We start from the raw sequence: 16,066 nt of genomic DNA on the forward strand, positions 1-16,066 counted from the left end.
TCAGTGGGCCGCGCTCGCAAAGCGCGCCGCCCATGCGCGCAGCCGCGGATACACGCGTAGCGCGTTGCCGGCATAGATCTGCCCGCGCGCGGTGTCCGACAGTCCCGTGGCGGCGTCGATGTACCGCCGCGTGTCATCGAAATTGAAGCCCGTCTCCGGATCGACGCCTTGTACGGCACCGAAGGCCTCGGACGCGAACAGGATGTTCTCCGGCGACACGACCCGCAGCAGCAGGTCGATGCCGGGCTGATGATAGACGCAGGTATCGAAGTAGACGTTTCGCATGAGCTGGCTCAATGGCGGCCGGCCCATCTGCTGCGCCAGGCCGCGGTAGCGTCCCCAATGATAGGGCACGGCGCCGCCTCCGTGCGGAATGATCAGGCGCAGCGTGGGGAAGTCCACGAATACGTCGGACAGCAGGAGCTGCATGAACGCGGCCGTATCAGCGTTCAGGTAATGGGCGCCGGTGTGGTGGAAGTTTGGATTGCACGAACAGCTCACGTGGATCATCGCGGGAACGTCAAGCTCGACCATCTTCTCGTACAGCGGGTACCAGTAGCGATCCGTCAGCGGCGGGCCGTTCCAGTGGCCATCGGAAGGGTCGGGGTTGAGGTTGCAGCCGATGAATCCGAGGTCGTTGACGCAACGCTCCAGCTCCGCGATGCTGGCATCGAGGCCATGTCCCGGCGACTGTGGGAGCTGGCACACCGCCGTGAACTGCAGGGGGTACAGCGTTGCCACGCGATGGATCAGATCGTTGCAGGCATGGGCCCAGTGCAGGCTCGTGGTGGGATTGCCCACATGGTGCGCCATGGCGCTTGCCTTGGGGGACAGGATCGTCATATCGACGCCGCGTTCGCGTTGCAGGCGCAATTGATTGCGCTCGAGACTGTCGCGGATCTCGTCGTCGCCGATGTGAAAATCCGGTGCCAGTGGCGGTGCGCCCGGCTCGAGCAGCCTTGCGGTTTGCCGCGCGCGATATTGGTCGAGCGCTTTCGGGGCGGTGGTGTAGTGCCCGTGACAATCGATGATCATGCCTTCTCCTGGGTGACGGTGGGCTCGGTTCATCAAACTCAGTTCAGCGAGATGTTCGCGCTGCGGATGACGCGGTCCCACTGGACGGTTTCCTGACGGGCCTGCTTTGCCAGTTCTTCGGCCGAAGTCACGTGGAGATCCACACCTTGCACGTCGAGGCGCTCGCGCAGGGTCTTGTCGTTGCCGATCTTCACGAGCGCGGCATTGAGGCGCGCGATGACGTCGTTCGGGGTGCCCGCGGTCGCGTAAAGGCCATACCACGTGGTGTACTGGAAGCCCGGCAGGCCGGAGGCCGATATCACCGGAATCTTGCTGAGGCTCGGCGATGCGGACGGTGCGGTCAGGCCGATGGCGCGGATGGCGCCCTTGTCGATCATGCCCTTCAGCGAGGGGAAGCTGCTGAACAGGCCCTGAATCTCCCCCGACACCAGATCGTTCACCACCATCGAGGTCCCCTTGTAGGGCACGTGGTTGATATCGATTTTCGCGGTGGACTTGAACTGTTCCATGCCCAGGTGCGCGAGCCCGCCCACGCCGGCCGAACCGAAGTTGACCTTGCCTGGATGCGCCTTGGCATAGGCGATGAGTTCCTGCGCAGTGTGCACCGGGAGTTTTGCGCTGACCACGAGCACGTGCGGGCTGGTGGATACCATGCCCACGGGCGTCAGGTTCTTCGCCGCTTCGGCGACGCTCTTCGTCAGCAGCGGCTGAATCACGATATTGCCCGACGCCGCGAACAGGAGCGTATAACCATCGGCGCTCGCGCGGCTGACCGCGTTCATCGCCGGCAGACCCGCGCCGCCGCCGAGGTTGTCCACGACGAACGGCTGCCCAAGTTCCTTGCCGAGCGCCACGCCCACTTCCCGCGCGACCACATCGGCGGGCCCACCGGCCGCAAACGGCACGACCATCTTGACGGGCTTGCCGGGATAACCGCCGGACTGCGCGAAAGCGCATGCGGCGAGAAGGGCGGCGATACAGCCAAGGGCAGGGCGAACGAGGGAAATGCTGCGCATGATTTGTCTCCTGACCGGTCGTCGCCGGCGATTGTTGGCGCGGCCATTCTAGGGCGGATGACGAGGAGCGCAGGCAGCGTTTCGTCACGTGAAACGGTGAAGGATTCCTCCTGGGCTGCATTGGAACAGAGCCATTTTGAGAATCGTCGCATTTCGGAGAGCGGCGCAGAGCGATAAGGTCTCGGATGAGCGGACGGCATAGAAGGACGTGATGCGGGTCCCAGGGCGTTGTGCTTCTTGATCTGGCGCAACGTTGTTGCCACGATGCATCTCAGGCTGAAAATATATCTTGCGTGATATGACACTCTCACTCTACGATGGGGCCCATGTTGCTGCTGACCTTGAGCGGATTCGCAGCAAGGTGCCGGAGGATGCGGATCTTCTCGATGCATTCCTGAACGAAGTCGCGGAAAGCCAGCATGCGATATGGGCGCTGTCTCGTTGGCAAGCAGAGCACCCCGACCCACTGTTCAGTGTCAGGGCTATCGATTGCTGCCATGCAGACGGATACAACGTTTATCGCATCCGGCCGCTGAAGCTGCTATGGCGATATCGCGTCCTCTATGCATTCGATGCACCGATGGACGAGTTCCACGTGCTCGCCATTGTCAGCAAGAAGCACCACGACGCGCCGGCGGCGATCGACGCGGATAGCTACGGCTATGAACCGACCCACCCCATTTCTCAGCGAGTACGCGATGAGTATGACCTTCTCAGAATCCCGCGCCTCCCGTGACGGCGCGGCACGTGCGGGCGAAGACGCCGCACCTCTGCCGACCAGCGCCGCGCCCGGTCCGCGCTCCGTGCGCTCTGGCAAGCTGCCTCGCAATCAATTGAGCGCCGAACGCGAGCGTGCCGATCATGACTATGCACGGCGGCTGACGGCCGCGCGCAAGGCGCTTGCAAAGGCCATCGAGCGCGGTGGCGTGGCTTCGCTGCAGGCGTTGCGACTGCATCGGGGGCTGTCGCAGACCCAATTGGCGGAGCAGCTCGGCACCAGCCAGTCCCACATCGCGAAGATCGAGGCGGGGCAGGTGAGGCTGTATCTGGACACGGCCATCCGGCTGGCCGATGCGCTGAATATTGGGCTGGACGATCTTCGGCGGATTTTGCCGCCCGCTACGTATCGCTCGGGGGAGTGATCGCGGCGAGTGGCGTTCGCAGGTGTAAGAGGCCCCATCCTCCAGTCATGCCGCGCTAGTTCGCATGCCTCACGGCCGCAGCGATGCCTGCAGGCTATGCAGGTTTTGTGGCTTCACGCGGATCAGGCCGCCGCGGGGGCTGTCGATGTCGGCGATCAGGGCCAGTGACAGGGACACCGTTAGCGGCAGCACCAACAACAGGAAGGCCCGGGAGGCCTCTGTGCGGGCGCCGTAGCCCTGCATCAGCGTGCTGAAGAACGCGATGATGATCATCAGGCACCATGCCGCGACAGGAATGCGGTTGCGCCACGCAGCGTCGGCGTAGCCCTGCGAGTTGATGACGTCGTTCATGCCGGCGGCGACGAGTGCCGTGATCGGGTTCGGCTTGTCGCGCGCCGCGTCACGGACGGTTTTCCATAGCGCGTCCTCGATGGCCGCGGTGGCCGCCTCGATCTCGCGTAGCCGTTCGCGGTCGCGCGTCTCGTAGTAGGTGACGCGCTGCGCGAGATAACGTACCAGCAAAGCCTTGACCTTGTCGGCGTCCGCCGCCTCGAGCAGCTCCGCGCGCAGCAGTTCCGTGCCGATGGCATTGGCTTCCTCCTCCTCGAGATTCTTGCGTTGGTCATAGCGGCTGACCGCCATCGACAACGTGAAGCCGATCAGCAGCGCGAGAAGCGTCAGCGTCGCGCCCTGGATGATGCTGAAGTCGTCGCGGCCCTCGCTGCGGATGGGGCGGTACCTGCGGAGGCCCTGCGCCCCGATGGCCGTTGCCGCCATCAACAGTATCAGCAGCAGGACGAACAGCACGGCGGGATGACGAATGATCTGTTCCATGCGGGGATGCCGAACAATGATTCCTTCGGCATGCTCGCAGTGGTGACGGTCTGGCAGAAGTGAATCTTTTGATCGCCCGATGTAACAGAATTAGATCCGGCAGAAGCGTGGGGGCGGCGCAAATATGTCGAATGCCGTCATGTCGAACGCCGTTATTGCGAAAATGTTTTCTTCCGATGCAAAACGTTTCACTTCAATGCGGTGTGTGGGTGAGGGAACATCATTCGGAGCTTCCACCGGAGATGCCGCCATGAGAGTCGTACTCATAGGAGTCGTTGCGCTTGCGTCGGCCTTGCCGACATGGAGTTGGGGACAGTCGCAGCCGCAGCCCCAGCCGCAGCCGCAGCCCATAGGCGGCAAGCCCGCCACCGCCGCGACACGTGCCGCAAATGCGGCCGTGCAGAGGGAGTTGCCGTTCAACGACCGCGCCGATTTCGACGATGCGCAGCGTGGGCTCGTGGCAAAGCCGGACAAGCTGACCATCCGCAATGCCAAAGGCGATGTGGTCTGGGATCTCGAGCAATACAAGCAATACATCGGCGTCGACAAGCCCGCGCCCGATACCGTGAACCCCAGCCTCTGGCGGAATGCGCAACTGACGATGCAGAACGGCCTGTTCAAGGTATCGGACCGCATCTATCAGGTGCGAGGCTTCGATCTGTCCAACGTAACGTTCGTCCAGGGCGATACGGGCTGGATCGTGCTCGATCCGCTCATCTCGGAGGAAACCGCCAAGGCCGCTTACGAGTTCGCGAGCCAGCAGCTGGGCCAGCGCCCCGTGGTCGCCGTGATCTACAGCCATTCGCATATCGATCACTACGGCGGGGTGCGCGGCATCGTCAACGAAGCGGATGTCCGATCGGGCAAGGTGAAGATTTTCGCGCCGGAGGGCTTCACCGAACATGCGGTCAGCGAGAACGTGATTGCCGGGAATGCGATGGGCCGTCGCGCCGTGTACATGTATGGCGCGCTGCTGCCACGCAACGACCGTGGCGGCGTCAACGGTGGGCTTGGGCAGACCGTGTCGACGGGGACCGCGGGCCTGATCGTGCCGACCGACCTCGTTGGCAAGACGGGCACGGAGATCACGGTCGATGGCGTGAGGATGGTATTCCAGATGACGCCAGGCACCGAGGCGCCATCGGAGATGAATACGTTCTTTCCGCAGTTCAAGGGCATGTGGATGGCGGAGAACACCACCAACACCATGCACAACATCCTGACGCTGCGCGGGGCGCAGGTGCGTGACGCGCTGAAATGGTCGAGCTATCTGAACGAGACCATCGACCTCTATGGCAAAGACGTGGAGTTCAAGTTTCAGGCCCACCACTGGCCGATGTGGGGAAACGCGAAGATCATCGACTATTGGAAGAAGCAGCGCGATCTCTACAAGTACACGCATGACCAGTCGGTCAACCTGATGAACAAGGGCTACACCGGCGAAGAGATCTCCGAGCTGATCCAGCTGCCGCCCGAACTGGACAAGTTCTGGCCGAACCGCGGGTACTACGGCACGCTCCGGCACAACTCGCGCGCGGTGTATCAACGCTATATGGGGTGGTACGACGGCAATCCGTCCGACCTCAACAATCTTCCGCCCGAGATGGCCGCGAAGAAGTACGTCGAGTACATGGGCGGGGAGGCGGCCGTGCTGCGGCGGGCGAAGGCGGACTTCGACAAGGGCGAGTACCGCTGGACCGCCGAGGCATTGAAGCATGTCGTGTTCGCCAACCCCGGTGGCAAGGCGGGCAAGGATCTGCTGGCGGATTCGCTGGAACAGCTCGGGTACCAGGCGGAAAGCGGTCCATGGCGCAGCGTGTACCTGATGGGCGCATACGAGTTGCGCAACGGCGTACCCAAGGCGGGCGGCACCGATGTCGCGAGTCCCGACACCATCAGAGCCATGCCGCCCGAAATGCTCTTCGATTATCTGTCCGTGCGGCTGAACGGACCGAAGGCGGCCGGCAAGAAAATCGCGCTGAACCTCGACTTCACCGACCTGAAGAAGCAATATGGGCTGGCGGTCGAGAACGCGGTGCTGAACTACGGCAAGCCATTGCCGCAAGCGGATGCCAGCATCACGCTGTCGAAAGCGACGCTGGACGCCATCCAGCTCAAGCAGACGACCATCGAGAATGCCATTGCGAGCGGCGACATGAAGGTGGCGGGCCGTCGCGAGGCGCTCGGCGAGTTTCTGGCATTGCTCGACGCCTTTCCGTTCTGGTTCAACATCGTGACGCCATGAAGAGGCCCCGCAAGTCGCAAGCACAGGGGCCGCTCGATGCCATTCGCTCAGTGCTTCCCGTCGAGGAACTTGACGATCGCCGCGTCGAATCCCTTCGGATCCTGCATGAACGCGAAGTGGCTGGCGTTCGGCAGGATCAGCATGCGCGCATGGGGAATCGTGCGGGCGATGTAGGCCGTGTGCGAGCGCTTGATGCCTTCGTCGTGGTCGCCGTCCATGACGAGCACCGGTGACTGGATCGTTTTCAGCTGCGCGTCCGTCCAGTTGGGCTCGGTTTCCCACATCTTGCCGATCTGGGCGAGGAACGCGTCGTAGTCGTTCGGCGTCGGCGACAGCTTTGTGTACTCCTTGCCCGCGCGTTCGATATAGGCGGCGAACACCGGGTTCTGGTCGAATGCGGGAATCAGCCCGTCGGTCCTGGTGTTCACGCCAAAGGCAACGATCTTGCCGACGCGTTCCGGATGACGGATGGCGATGTCCAGCGCCTGAATGGCGCCGTCGCTCCAGCCGACGATATCGGCGCGCGGGATCTTCAGTTCGTCCATGAGGGCGATGACGTCATCCGCCATCAGGTCGTAGCCATACGGCGTGGCATCGCGCGTGCTGCGTCCGTGGCCGCGCGAGTCGACGGCGATCACGCGGTGGTTCGCGCTGAGCGTGCGGATCTGATGGGCGAGGTAGTCGGAATTCGCGAGGCCCCCATGCAGCACGATCACGGGCGAGCCCTTGCCGACCTCGGCGTTGTAGAGACGGATGCCGCGCAGTTCGCTATGCCGCTCCTGCGCCCATTTCACTGGCGTGGGCGTGGGTGGCAGCGTCTGCCAGCGTTCCAGTGCGTGGGCGCAGTGCGCGGTGGCCATCATGACGACGGCGGCGAACAGCGGCTTGAGGCGATGATGGATTCGAAGCTGCGGCATGAACGATCTCCTCGTTGTGTTGTCGTGGGCCCTGCAAGAGCCGGACTGTAGGAGATGCCGCGGGAGCGTGCTTTAAGACGGGCCGGGATTACACTTGTTTGCACGCTCGATACATGTTGAGGCCGCCCCCCTCTCCACGAGGAGAAGGGGGCTGCCTCCTGAGACAGACGAGTATCACTGCGCCGCGTGCGCGACGGCGCGTTGCCGCTGCGTGAGGGCGGACACCACGAACGATACGACGATGTTCGCCGCCAGCGCGATCAGGCCGATATACGTCGGGTAAGCGCTGCCGCCGATATGCAGCGTGTACACGGGCTTGAGGCCCATCACCGACGCGAGGCTCGTGCCAAGCACGATGCCGACGATCCAGCCCGCGAACAGGCCGGTGGTGGTCAGGCGTCGCGTGTACAGCGAGAACACCACCGCGGGGAAGATCTGGAGGATCCAGACGCCGCCGAGCAGCTGCAGGTCGATCGCGTACTGCGTGGGCAGCACGATGATGAACAGCAGCGCGCCGAACTTGACCACGAGCGAGAAGAGTTTGGCGCTCTTCGCTTCTTTCTCGGGCGAGATGTTCGGGTTCACCAGCGGACGATACAGGTTGCGCGTGAACAGATTGGCCGCGCCGATCGACATGATGGCCGCCGGAACCAGCGCGCTGATCGCAATGGCCGCGGCGGCGAAGCCGACGAACCAGGACGGGAACAGCGTGAGGAACAGCGTGGGCACCACGTCAGAGGCCGACGTCACGTGCACGTTCGCCGCGATCGCCATATAGCCGAGCACCGCGATCAGGCCGAGCAGCAGTGTGTACGCGGGCAGCACGATCGCGTTCTTTCGTACGGTCTTCGCCGAGGAGGAGGACAGCACCGCCGTCATCGTATGCGGGTACATGAACGCGGCGAGGGCGGAGCCGAGCGCGAGCGTGGCATACGCCATGAACTGCGACGGCTGCAGGATGATGCCCGTGGCGCCGCCCTTGGCCTGGAAGAACTTGTCCGCGGACTCGAATAGCGACCCGTAGCCACCGAGCTTGCTCGGAATGATCGACACTGCAACGATCACCACGATGTAAATCATGATGTCCTTGACGAAGGCGATCATCGCCGGCGCGCGCAGGCCGCTCGAGTACGTGTACACCGCGAGGATCGCGAATGCGACCACCAGCGGCAGTTCTCCCGTGACACCGAGGCTCTTGATCACGACCTGCATGCCAACGAGCTGCAGCGCGATGTACGGCAGCGTCGCGATGATGCCCGTCAGGGCCACGGCCGCGGGCAGCCATTTGCCGCCGAATTCGCCATGCACGTAGTCTGCCGCGGTGATGTGGTTGTTGCGATGGCATACCTCCCACAGCTTGGGCATGACCGCGAACACAAACGGGTAGACGATGATCGTGTACGGCAGCGCGAAGAAGCCGTATGCACCCACGGAGTAGACCAGCGCGGGCACGGCGATGACGGTGTACGCCGTGTAGAAGTCGCCGCCGACGAGGAACCACGAGATCAGCGTGCCGAACTGCCGTCCGCCGAGACCCCATTCGTGCAGCTGCGTCAGGTCGCCACGCTTCCAGCGCGCGGCCACGAAACCGAGCACCGTCACGAGTGCGAAGAAGAAGATGAACACCGCCATGGCGGTGCTGTCGATCGCGGTCGGCTCGGTCATTTCATGCTCCGATACACGATGAACAGCAGCAGCGAGGTAATGGGCACCCAGAGGAACTGGTACCAGTAAAAGAAGGGAAAGCCGAGAAACGCCGGCTGCGTGTCGTTATAGAACGGCAGCCATAGCAGCGCGATATAGGGGGCGAGCAGAAGCAGGCGCGTCCAGCCGCCGCCTCCACTTTGCTGGGAAGTCTCCATCGTGTTCTCCAGGGAATGTACAAAGCCGTGACATGCGGGCAAAGCGCGCATGGTCGGCCCCGGAGCACGATTCTGACGGGAGGCGTTGTCTGGTTTGTGTCGTGTTCTTCCGGCTTTGTATCAACGCCGGTACAAAGCCGGAAGTTGCGGTCGAAAGGGGGCGATTACGAAAAAAACCTGCTATCGCACTATCACGTTCGCACCGCCCTCGACCATTTGCCCGATGACGGCCGCGTGGTCGAAGCCTTCGCGGCGGAACAGCGCGAGCACCGCTTCCGCCGCGTCGGGCGCGCAGGCGACGAGCAGGCCACCGCTGGTCTGCGGATCGGTCAGCAACGCCTGCTGGACCGCGGAGATGTCCTGAGAGAGCGAGACGTCGCCGCCATAGCTCGCCCAGTTGCGCCTGGACGCGCCCGTGACATGACCGGCCTCGGCGAGCGCCGCCACGCCTGGCAGCAATGGCACACGCGCCATGTCGACCTGCGCCGTGAGACCGCTGCCGCGGCAGAACTCCAGCAGATGCCCAAGCAGGCCGAAGCCCGTGACGTCGGTCAACGCATGCACGCCGGGCAGGTCGCCGAGCGTCTTGCCGGGTGTATTGAGCCGCGTGGTGTTGGCGATCATCTCGCGATAGCCCTCGGCGTCGAGCTGTTCCTTCTTGATCGCCGCCGAATACACGCCGACGCCGAGCGGCTTGCCGAGGACCAGTACGTCGCCCGCGCGCGCATCGCGATTGCGCTTGATGCGGTCGGGATGGACGAGGCCCATCACGACGAGGCCATAGATCGGCTCCACGGAGTCGATCGTATGGCCGCCGCCGATGGCGATGCCGGCCTGCGCGCAGACCGATTCGCCGCCTTCGAGGATCTTGCCGATGACTTCCGGTGCGAGCTTGTCGACGGGCATGCCCACGAGCGCCAGCGCGAGAATCGGCGTGCCACCCATCGCGTACACATCGGAGATGGCGTTCGTCGCCGCAATGCGCCCGAAGTCGAACGGGTCGTCGACCACGGGCATGAAGAAGTCCGTGGTCGCGATGAGGGCCTGCGTGTCGTTGAGCTTGTAGACCGCCGCGTCGTCGCTGGTCTCGATGCCGACCAGCAGTTGCGGCGGTGGTGGCGGCGCGGGGAAAAGCCGGGCGTTGCGCAGGATTTCCGACAACACGGCGGGCGCGATCTTGCAACCGCAGCCGCCGCCGTGGGCGAGCGACGTCAGCCGGGGCTGTCCGTCGCGCATTGCAACTTCCGCCATTTACGCGATCCTCTTCGACGTGATGCGATAGCCGAACTTGTCCGGGTCGAGGCTATCGAGCGTGCCGGCCACGGTCTGGCCGTTCGGGTACATCAGGAACGGCACGGGAGCGGCATGGCTGCCGGGCAGCGCGACATCGTGGCCGTGGTTGTAGGCCACCCAGTTGCCTTCCCATGCGCCGAGCAGCATGGCGCGCGCGGCGCGGACCTTGCTGTCGGTCATCGGCAGGCCGCCGGGACTTTCTTCGAGCGCGACCTTTCGGACGTCGGCCGGATCGGCCGGGATCCAGCCGTAGCCCGCCGCATAGAACTCGGAGCGGCAGTGCTGGGCCTTCGAGATATCGCCAGCCTTGCCGAGCGATTTGAAGCCCAGCGAGGACGTGTCGACGCGCACCCCATAGGCATCGCGCGCGGGGATACCGGCCGCGCGCGCGAGTGCGACGAACAGGCCATTGATGTCGGCACACTTGCCGTTCATGAGGCCGCCGGTCTTGAGCATCGTGACCACGTCGCCGGTGCCGCAGCCGCGTACGCTGGCGTCGCGGCAGGTGTTGTCGACGACCCACTGGTAGATGGCGCGGGCGCGGGTCATGTCGTCGTCGAGACCGGCGGTGATCTTGAGCGCGGTGTCGCGCACGATGCCGTCGGTGGGCATCAACGCTGTTGGACGCAGATACTCGCGCAACGTGGCCGCGGATTCGCGCGGCGCGCGGGCGGAGGGGGCGGCGCCGAGGTCGACGTCGCGGTCGCGGATGGCGACCTTGTTGGTCAGCGTGGCCTTCAGCGGCGCGCCATCCGGAGCGGAGGGCCAGTCGATGGCGACCATGCGCACGTCGTATCCGTCAGCGGTGGCGGCGCGGGTATGGGCGCCCGGGGCGTTCCATTCGGTGGCCAGCGTGCGCTGGTAGTCGCCGACCTGCTGGGCGGTGACCGGTAGCCATACGCGTGCCGGGGCGGCGGCCGGGGGCAGCGTGACCTCGGTGGTCATTTCATACACGCGCCAGCCGCTCGCGCTCTGGATGTCTTTGGCGCTTGCGCCTGGGAGCGAGCCGGATGCGGATTGGGCCGCGTGGGCGGGCAGGATGCCGGCCATGCCGGAGACGGGTAACGCGGCGCCGAGCCGCAGGAAATTGCGTCGATCCATGATGATCCCCTTGTTCGAGACTCGAAACTTGCCCAACGGCTGCCGCTGCATGGTAGGTCGTGCGAGCGAGGTTTGGCGGGAGAACCGCGGGGCAGAGGATGCTGCGGCGCGGCAATGTGGTGCTACAACGATCTACTACGAAAAAACTGGCGGAAAGCAGCAGGAGTCGAACCTACCTGGGAACGTCTGACGCCCCCAACCGGATTTGAAGTCCGGCCGCATCACCGGATACGCGTGCCTTCCGTGGTCGTGCTGGATGAATGCCAATGACTGTCCGGGCGCAGCATCCGCCCGTTACCAACGCGCCGAGTGTATCCCGCGCGGTCGAAGAATTCCAGAATCTGGATCGCCCGTTTTCTGCCTAACCCCACTGCATCGCGGAAATGCACGGCTTCGACGCGGGGATGGTCCGTCGCCAGCGTGGCGACGTGGGTCGCCAAAGCGTCAATCGATGCCTCGGCGTAGAACAGGTCGCGCACGACCTGATGGATCGCGCCCTGTCTGGCGAGCTTGCGCAGCAGGGCGCGCACGGCGTCCTCCGGGGCGTTCAATGCGGCGGCATGATCGCGGACCCAGGGAGGATCGAAGCCGCCCGCCAGCACGCGCGGCAGCAACGCGTCGGCGAGCGCGCGCTCGGCGGCGGTCATGACGATCTCGTGCGTGGGCAGCCTGAGCCAGCCGCCGTGCCGCTCCACCGCGCGTTCGCCGATAAGCGCGTCGAGCAGCGCGGTCCACAGCGCATCCGGCACCGTGGCGCCGGCGAATGCCAGTCGCCTGAGGGAGCCGGCATTGAGCCCGGGCTCGTCGGGCAGACGCGCGTGGAACGCGCCGAGGGTGTCGAGGATCTTCTGGCGCAGGGACTGCAGCGACGAGGCAAGGATGAGGCACCGGTCCTCTTTGCCGAACGAGATCGCGTCGGGCGGCACGTCCCATGCGTCGGGCGGTAGTCCGGTCAGGCGCACGAGCCGGGCGTGGGCGATGCCGTGCGGCGCCTGCGCGAGCAGCGGGGCAAGGCCCTCACCCGCGAGCATCGCCTCGATGGCCCGCAGCCACGCGAGGCGCGCGGGAGTACGGCGGTGGCGCTCCGGGGCGACGTTGTCGAGTACCGTGCCGCCGCCAATGGTTTGCGTGGCCTGCGCGTTGCGGAGAATGAGCCGGTCCCCGGCCTGCGCGCAGACGGGCGCGGCGAACACCAGCTGCGCGAGCGCGCTACCGGTTGCATGGCCGGCATCATTGGCCGCCGTGGCGGCGCCGGTGATGCCTGGGGCCAGCGTGTCGCGGTCCAGCAGGACGATGTTGGCGGTGCGGTGCGTCGCGCCGAGGTGCACGTGCACCGGCGTCCAGTGGCCAAGCCGCGCATCGGTATCGGGGCTCAGCGTGATGGATACGTCGAGACGCTTGACCGGTGAAGGGGAGACCAGCGCGGGGGCCACGATCCAGTCGCCGCGCCGGATGGCGTCCTTGTCGATGCCTGCGAGATTCAGCGCGCAGCGCTGGCCCGCGACCCCAACCTCGGCCGGCCGCTGCTGCGCGTGGATGCTGCGCACCCGTACCGGGAGGCCGGCCGGCGCCAGCTGCATGGCGTCGCCCACGGCGACATGCCCGTTGAACACGGTGCCCGTGACCACCGTGCCATGCCCGGCGAGCGTAAACACGCGGTCCACCGCGAGCCGAAACAGCCCCGACTCGCGACGCGCGGGCAGGCGCATGGCCGCATCGTGCAGGTACGCCCGCAAGGCCACCACGCCAGCATGCGCGACATCGGTGCCATTGACGGGAAAGCATGGCGCATCGGCATAGGGCGTTTCCGCCAGCAACGCGGCCACCTCCCGCCCGACCGCGGCTAAACGCGCATCGTCCACGCGGTCCGCCTTGGTCAGCGCCACAACCGCCCGCGTCACGCCCAGCCGTTGCACGATCGCAAGATGTTCGAGGGTCTGCGGCATGACGCCATCGTCCGCGGCGATGACCAGCAGGGCCAGGTCGATGCCGCTCGCGCCGGCGGCCATCGTATGGATGAGCTTCTCATGCCCCGGCACGTCGATGTAGCCGAGCACATCGCCATTGGGCAACGGCGTGTAGGCGTAACCGAGCTCGATCGAGATCCCGCGCGCCTTCTCTTCCTTGAGGCGATCGGTATCGACGCCGGTCAGCGTGCGAACCAGCGTGGTCTTGCCGTGATCGATGTGTCCGGCCGTGCCGACGATCATGAGCGCAGTGCGTCAGCCAGCTGTGCCCACTGCGCGACGAATTCCGCTTCGTCGGCATCTTCGAGGCAACGAAGGTCGAGCCACAACGCCTGGTCGCCCACGCGCCCGATCACCGGGCGCGGCAGTCCGCGCAGGGCCGCCTCGAGCCGCTGCAGTTGACGACCGCCACGCTTGCCACCGGCGGCACCCGACGGCGCGATCGCGAGGCCGTAACTCGGCAACCGCCCGCCGGGCATCGCACCGCTCCCGATCTGGCTCACGGTCGGCACCGCATCCACGCGCCATGCCTCGCCGAGCACGGGTTGCAGTCGCGGCAGCAGGCGCTCGGCCATGGTGGCCATCGAAGAAACAGGGCGCGTGAGCAGCCGCAGCGTGGGCAGCGTCTGCGTCAGCGTCTCCGGATCGCGATACAGCCGCAGCACCGGTTCCAGCGCCGCGAGCGTGATCTTGCCCACCCGCAGCGCGCGTTTCAGCGGGTTCTTCTTGATCTTCGCGATGAGGTCCTTGCGGCCGACGATCAGTCCGGCCTGCGGCCCGCCCAGCAGCTTGTCGCCGCTGAACGTGACAAGGTCCGCGCCCGCCGCAACGGTCTCGCGCACCGTCGTCTCGCGCGGCAGGCCCCACCGCGTGAGGTCGCACAACGTGCCGCTGCCAAGATCCACGACCACGGGCACACCGTGAGGCCTGGCGATACTGGCGACCTCGGCGACTTCCACGCTTCGCGTGAAGCCCGTGATCTCGTAGTTGCTGCAATGCACCTTCATCAGCATCGCGGTACGCGCGCCCACGGCATTCGCATAGTCGTGCGGATGCGTGCGATTGGTCGTGCCGATCTCCACGAGCTTCGCCCCCGCCCGCTGCATGACGTCCGGAATCCGAAACGCCCCGCCGATCTCCACGAGCTCACCACGCGACACCACGACTTCGCGCCGCTGCGCCAGCGTATTGAGCACGAGCAGCACCGCGGCGGCATTGTTGTTGACGACGGTCGCGGCCTCCGCGCCCGTGAGCTCGCACAGCAGATCGTCGATCAGGTCGTCGCGATCGCCGCGGCCGCCATCGTCGAGATCGAACTCGAGGTTGGCCGCGCTCGTCATCGCGCGCATGACCGCCTGCACGGCGCTCTCGGGCAGCAGCGCGCGGCCGAGATTGGTATGCAGGACGGTGCCGGTCAGATTGAATACCGCGCGCAGGCGCGGCGCGCTGTCGCGGGCCAGCGCTTCCGCCAGCGCGTCATGCAGCGCGGCATCCTCCAGCGCCTGCCGCGTGAGGCGTCCGGCCACGGCTTCGGCGCGCAGGCCGTCGAGCAGACGCCGCAGCGCGGCGGTGGCCGGCGCGCGGCCATGGCGCGCGATCAGCGGTTGCAGGAAAGGCTGGTTCAGCAGGCGATCGACCGAGGGGATGTCCGCGGGCCGGGCGGCGGCCGACACGCTATCGTTCATCGGCATCGTCCGCGTCGCTACCCTCGTCACCCCGCTCGTCATCCCCCTCGCCGAGCCACAGCAGCGGATTCCCGCTCGCGCGTCCGTAGCCCGCCTCGGCCATCATGACATCGAGCGCGAGGGAGGCGAGGTCGTCGGCCAGCGGCTCGACGGTCGCGTCCTTTTCCATGTAGACGATCTTGCGGTAGTGATGGCACTGGTCGCAGGTCTCGGCTTTCAATGCCTCGTGATGCTCCTCGACGACGTGATAGCTGATGCCTTCGGTCGACTCGCAGTGGCTGCACTTGACGCGCACCATATGCCATTCCGTCGCGCATAGTCCGCATTGCAGATAGCGCAGGCCCTGGTAACGGCCGCCGATGCGCACGACGCTCGCCACCGGCAGCGACCCGCAGCACGGGCACACCGTGGCGACGTCGAGCGTCGGCACCTGCGACTCGCGCAACTGGGACGCCAGTACCGTGCGATGCAGCTGTAGCGCGGCCATGATGAACGGCGCGCTCATGCCATCGACGGGCAGATCCCGCATGCCGAGGATGGCCTGCGCCTGTTCGTCGAGGGTGTCGGGCGTCAACGCCCGCAGCGCGGCCAGGGCGTCGGGCGGCAGGGTGCCATGGGCGATCAGATCCGCGATCAGCCGCTGCGCCACCGGCTGCCAGCCCGCCAGCGCCTCTTCGTCCATCGCCGCGAGAATCGGCATGCGATGCGATTGCGCCCGGTCGATGGCGGCGTCGGAAGGCATCGGCAGTTCAAGCGTGCCCGCGATGGCATGCTGGGCCTCGGCCACGCCCGCCATCAGCGCGAGATAAGGCCCGAAGGCCTGGCCCAGCGGATTGTCGACCGACAGCTTGCGAAGCCGCTGCGCGCGGAGCGCAAACACCTCCGACCGCTCGGGAAGCCGCAGGCGGGCGATCGAGACGTGATCGGTTGACTCGATTTCCAGCGGCTGCAGAATGCGTTGCACCATCG

14 protein-coding genes and 1 tRNA gene are annotated in these 16,066 nt (G+C 65.6%); 3 read left to right on the forward strand and 12 right to left on the reverse strand.

Features of this window, described 5'->3' with window-relative positions; all coding sequences use genetic code 11:
• The gene (locus tag KHP16_RS12135) at positions 1-1,035 is read right to left on the reverse strand and encodes an amidohydrolase family protein (protein ID WP_211960262.1); all 1,035 of its coding nucleotides are present in this window, start codon (positions 1,033-1,035) and stop codon (positions 1-3) included.
• Between the two features lie 38 nt (positions 1,036-1,073).
• Positions 1,074-2,051, reverse strand: a complete 978-nt coding sequence (locus KHP16_RS12140; RefSeq protein ID WP_179593772.1) for a Bug family tripartite tricarboxylate transporter substrate binding protein — start codon at positions 2,049-2,051, stop codon at positions 1,074-1,076.
• A gap of 289 nt (positions 2,052-2,340) precedes the next feature.
• On the opposite strand from KHP16_RS12140, the gene KHP16_RS12145 reads away from it, so the two are divergent.
• The gene (locus tag KHP16_RS12145; protein ID WP_211960263.1) at positions 2,341-2,787 is read left to right on the forward strand and encodes a hypothetical protein; all 447 of its coding nucleotides are present in this window, start codon (positions 2,341-2,343) and stop codon (positions 2,785-2,787) included.
• Positions 2,756-3,193, forward strand: a complete 438-nt coding sequence (locus tag KHP16_RS12150; RefSeq protein WP_167468421.1) for a helix-turn-helix transcriptional regulator — start codon at positions 2,756-2,758, stop codon at positions 3,191-3,193. The genes KHP16_RS12145 and KHP16_RS12150 overlap by 32 nt, the downstream gene beginning before the upstream one ends.
• Before the next feature lie 69 nt (positions 3,194-3,262).
• On the opposite strand, the gene KHP16_RS12155 is transcribed toward KHP16_RS12150, so the two are convergent.
• A complete protein-coding gene (locus tag KHP16_RS12155) occupies positions 3,263-4,027 on the reverse strand; it encodes a bestrophin-like domain (RefSeq protein WP_211960264.1) in 765 nt (254 codons plus the stop codon).
• 250 nt (positions 4,028-4,277) lie between these two features.
• Here KHP16_RS12155 and KHP16_RS12160 point away from each other — a divergent pair, with 250 nt between their 5' ends.
• The gene (locus KHP16_RS12160; protein ID WP_211960265.1) at positions 4,278-6,272 is read left to right on the forward strand and encodes an alkyl/aryl-sulfatase; all 1,995 of its coding nucleotides are present in this window, start codon (positions 4,278-4,280) and stop codon (positions 6,270-6,272) included.
• A gap of 47 nt (positions 6,273-6,319) precedes the next feature.
• Here KHP16_RS12160 and KHP16_RS12165 read toward each other — a convergent pair whose 3' ends face one another.
• The 9 genes from KHP16_RS12165 to fdhE form a co-directional block, all read right to left on the reverse strand.
• Complete coding sequence (locus tag KHP16_RS12165; protein WP_115953086.1) at positions 6,320-7,189, reverse strand: alpha/beta fold hydrolase; 870 nt, start codon at positions 7,187-7,189, stop codon at positions 6,320-6,322.
• 174 nt (positions 7,190-7,363) lie between these two features.
• On the reverse strand, positions 7,364-8,854 hold the full coding sequence (gene mctP / locus KHP16_RS12170) for a monocarboxylate uptake permease MctP (RefSeq protein ID WP_109583109.1): 1,491 nt from the start codon (positions 8,852-8,854) through the stop codon (positions 7,364-7,366).
• Positions 8,851-9,051, reverse strand: a complete 201-nt coding sequence (locus KHP16_RS12175; protein ID WP_109583108.1) for a DUF3311 domain-containing protein — start codon at positions 9,049-9,051, stop codon at positions 8,851-8,853. Before KHP16_RS12175 ends, mctP begins: the two co-directional genes overlap by 4 nt.
• A gap of 180 nt (positions 9,052-9,231) precedes the next feature.
• Entirely contained in the window at positions 9,232-10,302 is a 1,071-nt protein-coding gene (gene selD, locus KHP16_RS12180) for a selenide, water dikinase SelD (RefSeq protein WP_244835770.1), read from the reverse strand.
• A complete protein-coding gene (locus tag KHP16_RS12185) occupies positions 10,303-11,445 on the reverse strand; it encodes a transglutaminase-like domain-containing protein (protein ID WP_109583708.1) in 1,143 nt (380 codons plus the stop codon). It lies immediately after the preceding gene.
• 147 nt (positions 11,446-11,592) lie between these two features.
• Positions 11,593-11,688 (reverse strand) — tRNA-Sec (locus KHP16_RS12190).
• Positions 11,667-13,655, reverse strand: a complete 1,989-nt coding sequence (selB, locus tag KHP16_RS12195; protein WP_211960266.1) for a selenocysteine-specific translation elongation factor — start codon at positions 13,653-13,655, stop codon at positions 11,667-11,669. Before selB ends, KHP16_RS12190 begins: the two co-directional genes overlap by 22 nt.
• The gene (gene selA, locus KHP16_RS12200; RefSeq protein ID WP_244835771.1) at positions 13,652-15,097 is read right to left on the reverse strand and encodes an L-seryl-tRNA(Sec) selenium transferase; all 1,446 of its coding nucleotides are present in this window, start codon (positions 15,095-15,097) and stop codon (positions 13,652-13,654) included. Before selA ends, selB begins: the two co-directional genes overlap by 4 nt.
• Complete coding sequence (gene fdhE, locus KHP16_RS12205) at positions 15,087-16,064, reverse strand: formate dehydrogenase accessory protein FdhE (RefSeq protein WP_109583106.1); 978 nt, start codon at positions 16,062-16,064, stop codon at positions 15,087-15,089. The genes selA and fdhE overlap by 11 nt, the downstream gene beginning before the upstream one ends.
• Positions 16,065-16,066: the final 2 nt, after the last annotated feature.

This window comes from Cupriavidus plantarum (assembly GCF_905397285.1).
In the GTDB taxonomy this organism is placed as follows: Bacteria; Pseudomonadota; Gammaproteobacteria; order Burkholderiales; family Burkholderiaceae; genus Cupriavidus; species Cupriavidus plantarum.

Bases quoted from the DNA above. Each gene is read 5' to 3' on its own strand.
- KHP16_RS12135 (WP_211960262.1), bottom strand. From the start codon at position 1,035: ATGATCATCGATTGTCACGGGCACTACACCACCGCCCCGAAAGCGCTC.
- KHP16_RS12140 (WP_179593772.1), bottom strand. From the start codon at position 2,051: ATGCGCAGCATTTCCCTCGTTCGCCCTGCCCTTGGCTGTATCGCCGCC.
- KHP16_RS12150 (WP_167468421.1), top strand. From the start codon at position 2,756: ATGACCTTCTCAGAATCCCGCGCCTCCCGTGACGGCGCGGCACGTGCG.
- KHP16_RS12155 (WP_211960264.1), bottom strand. From the start codon at position 4,027: ATGGAACAGATCATTCGTCATCCCGCCGTGCTGTTCGTCCTGCTGCTG.
- KHP16_RS12160 (WP_211960265.1), top strand. From the start codon at position 4,278: ATGAGAGTCGTACTCATAGGAGTCGTTGCGCTTGCGTCGGCCTTGCCG.
- KHP16_RS12165 (WP_115953086.1), bottom strand. From the start codon at position 7,189: ATGCCGCAGCTTCGAATCCATCATCGCCTCAAGCCGCTGTTCGCCGCC.
- mctP (WP_109583109.1), bottom strand. From the start codon at position 8,854: ATGACCGAGCCGACCGCGATCGACAGCACCGCCATGGCGGTGTTCATC.
- KHP16_RS12175 (WP_109583108.1), bottom strand. From the start codon at position 9,051: ATGGAGACTTCCCAGCAAAGTGGAGGCGGCGGCTGGACGCGCCTGCTT.
- selD (WP_244835770.1), bottom strand. From the start codon at position 10,302: ATGGCGGAAGTTGCAATGCGCGACGGACAGCCCCGGCTGACGTCGCTC.
- KHP16_RS12185 (WP_109583708.1), bottom strand. From the start codon at position 11,445: ATGGATCGACGCAATTTCCTGCGGCTCGGCGCCGCGTTACCCGTCTCC.
- selB (WP_211960266.1), bottom strand. From the start codon at position 13,655: ATGATCGTCGGCACGGCCGGACACATCGATCACGGCAAGACCACGCTG.
- selA (WP_244835771.1), bottom strand. From the start codon at position 15,097: ATGAACGATAGCGTGTCGGCCGCCGCCCGGCCCGCGGACATCCCCTCG.
- fdhE (WP_109583106.1), bottom strand. From the start codon at position 16,064: ATGGTGCAACGCATTCTGCAGCCGCTGGAAATCGAGTCAACCGATCAC.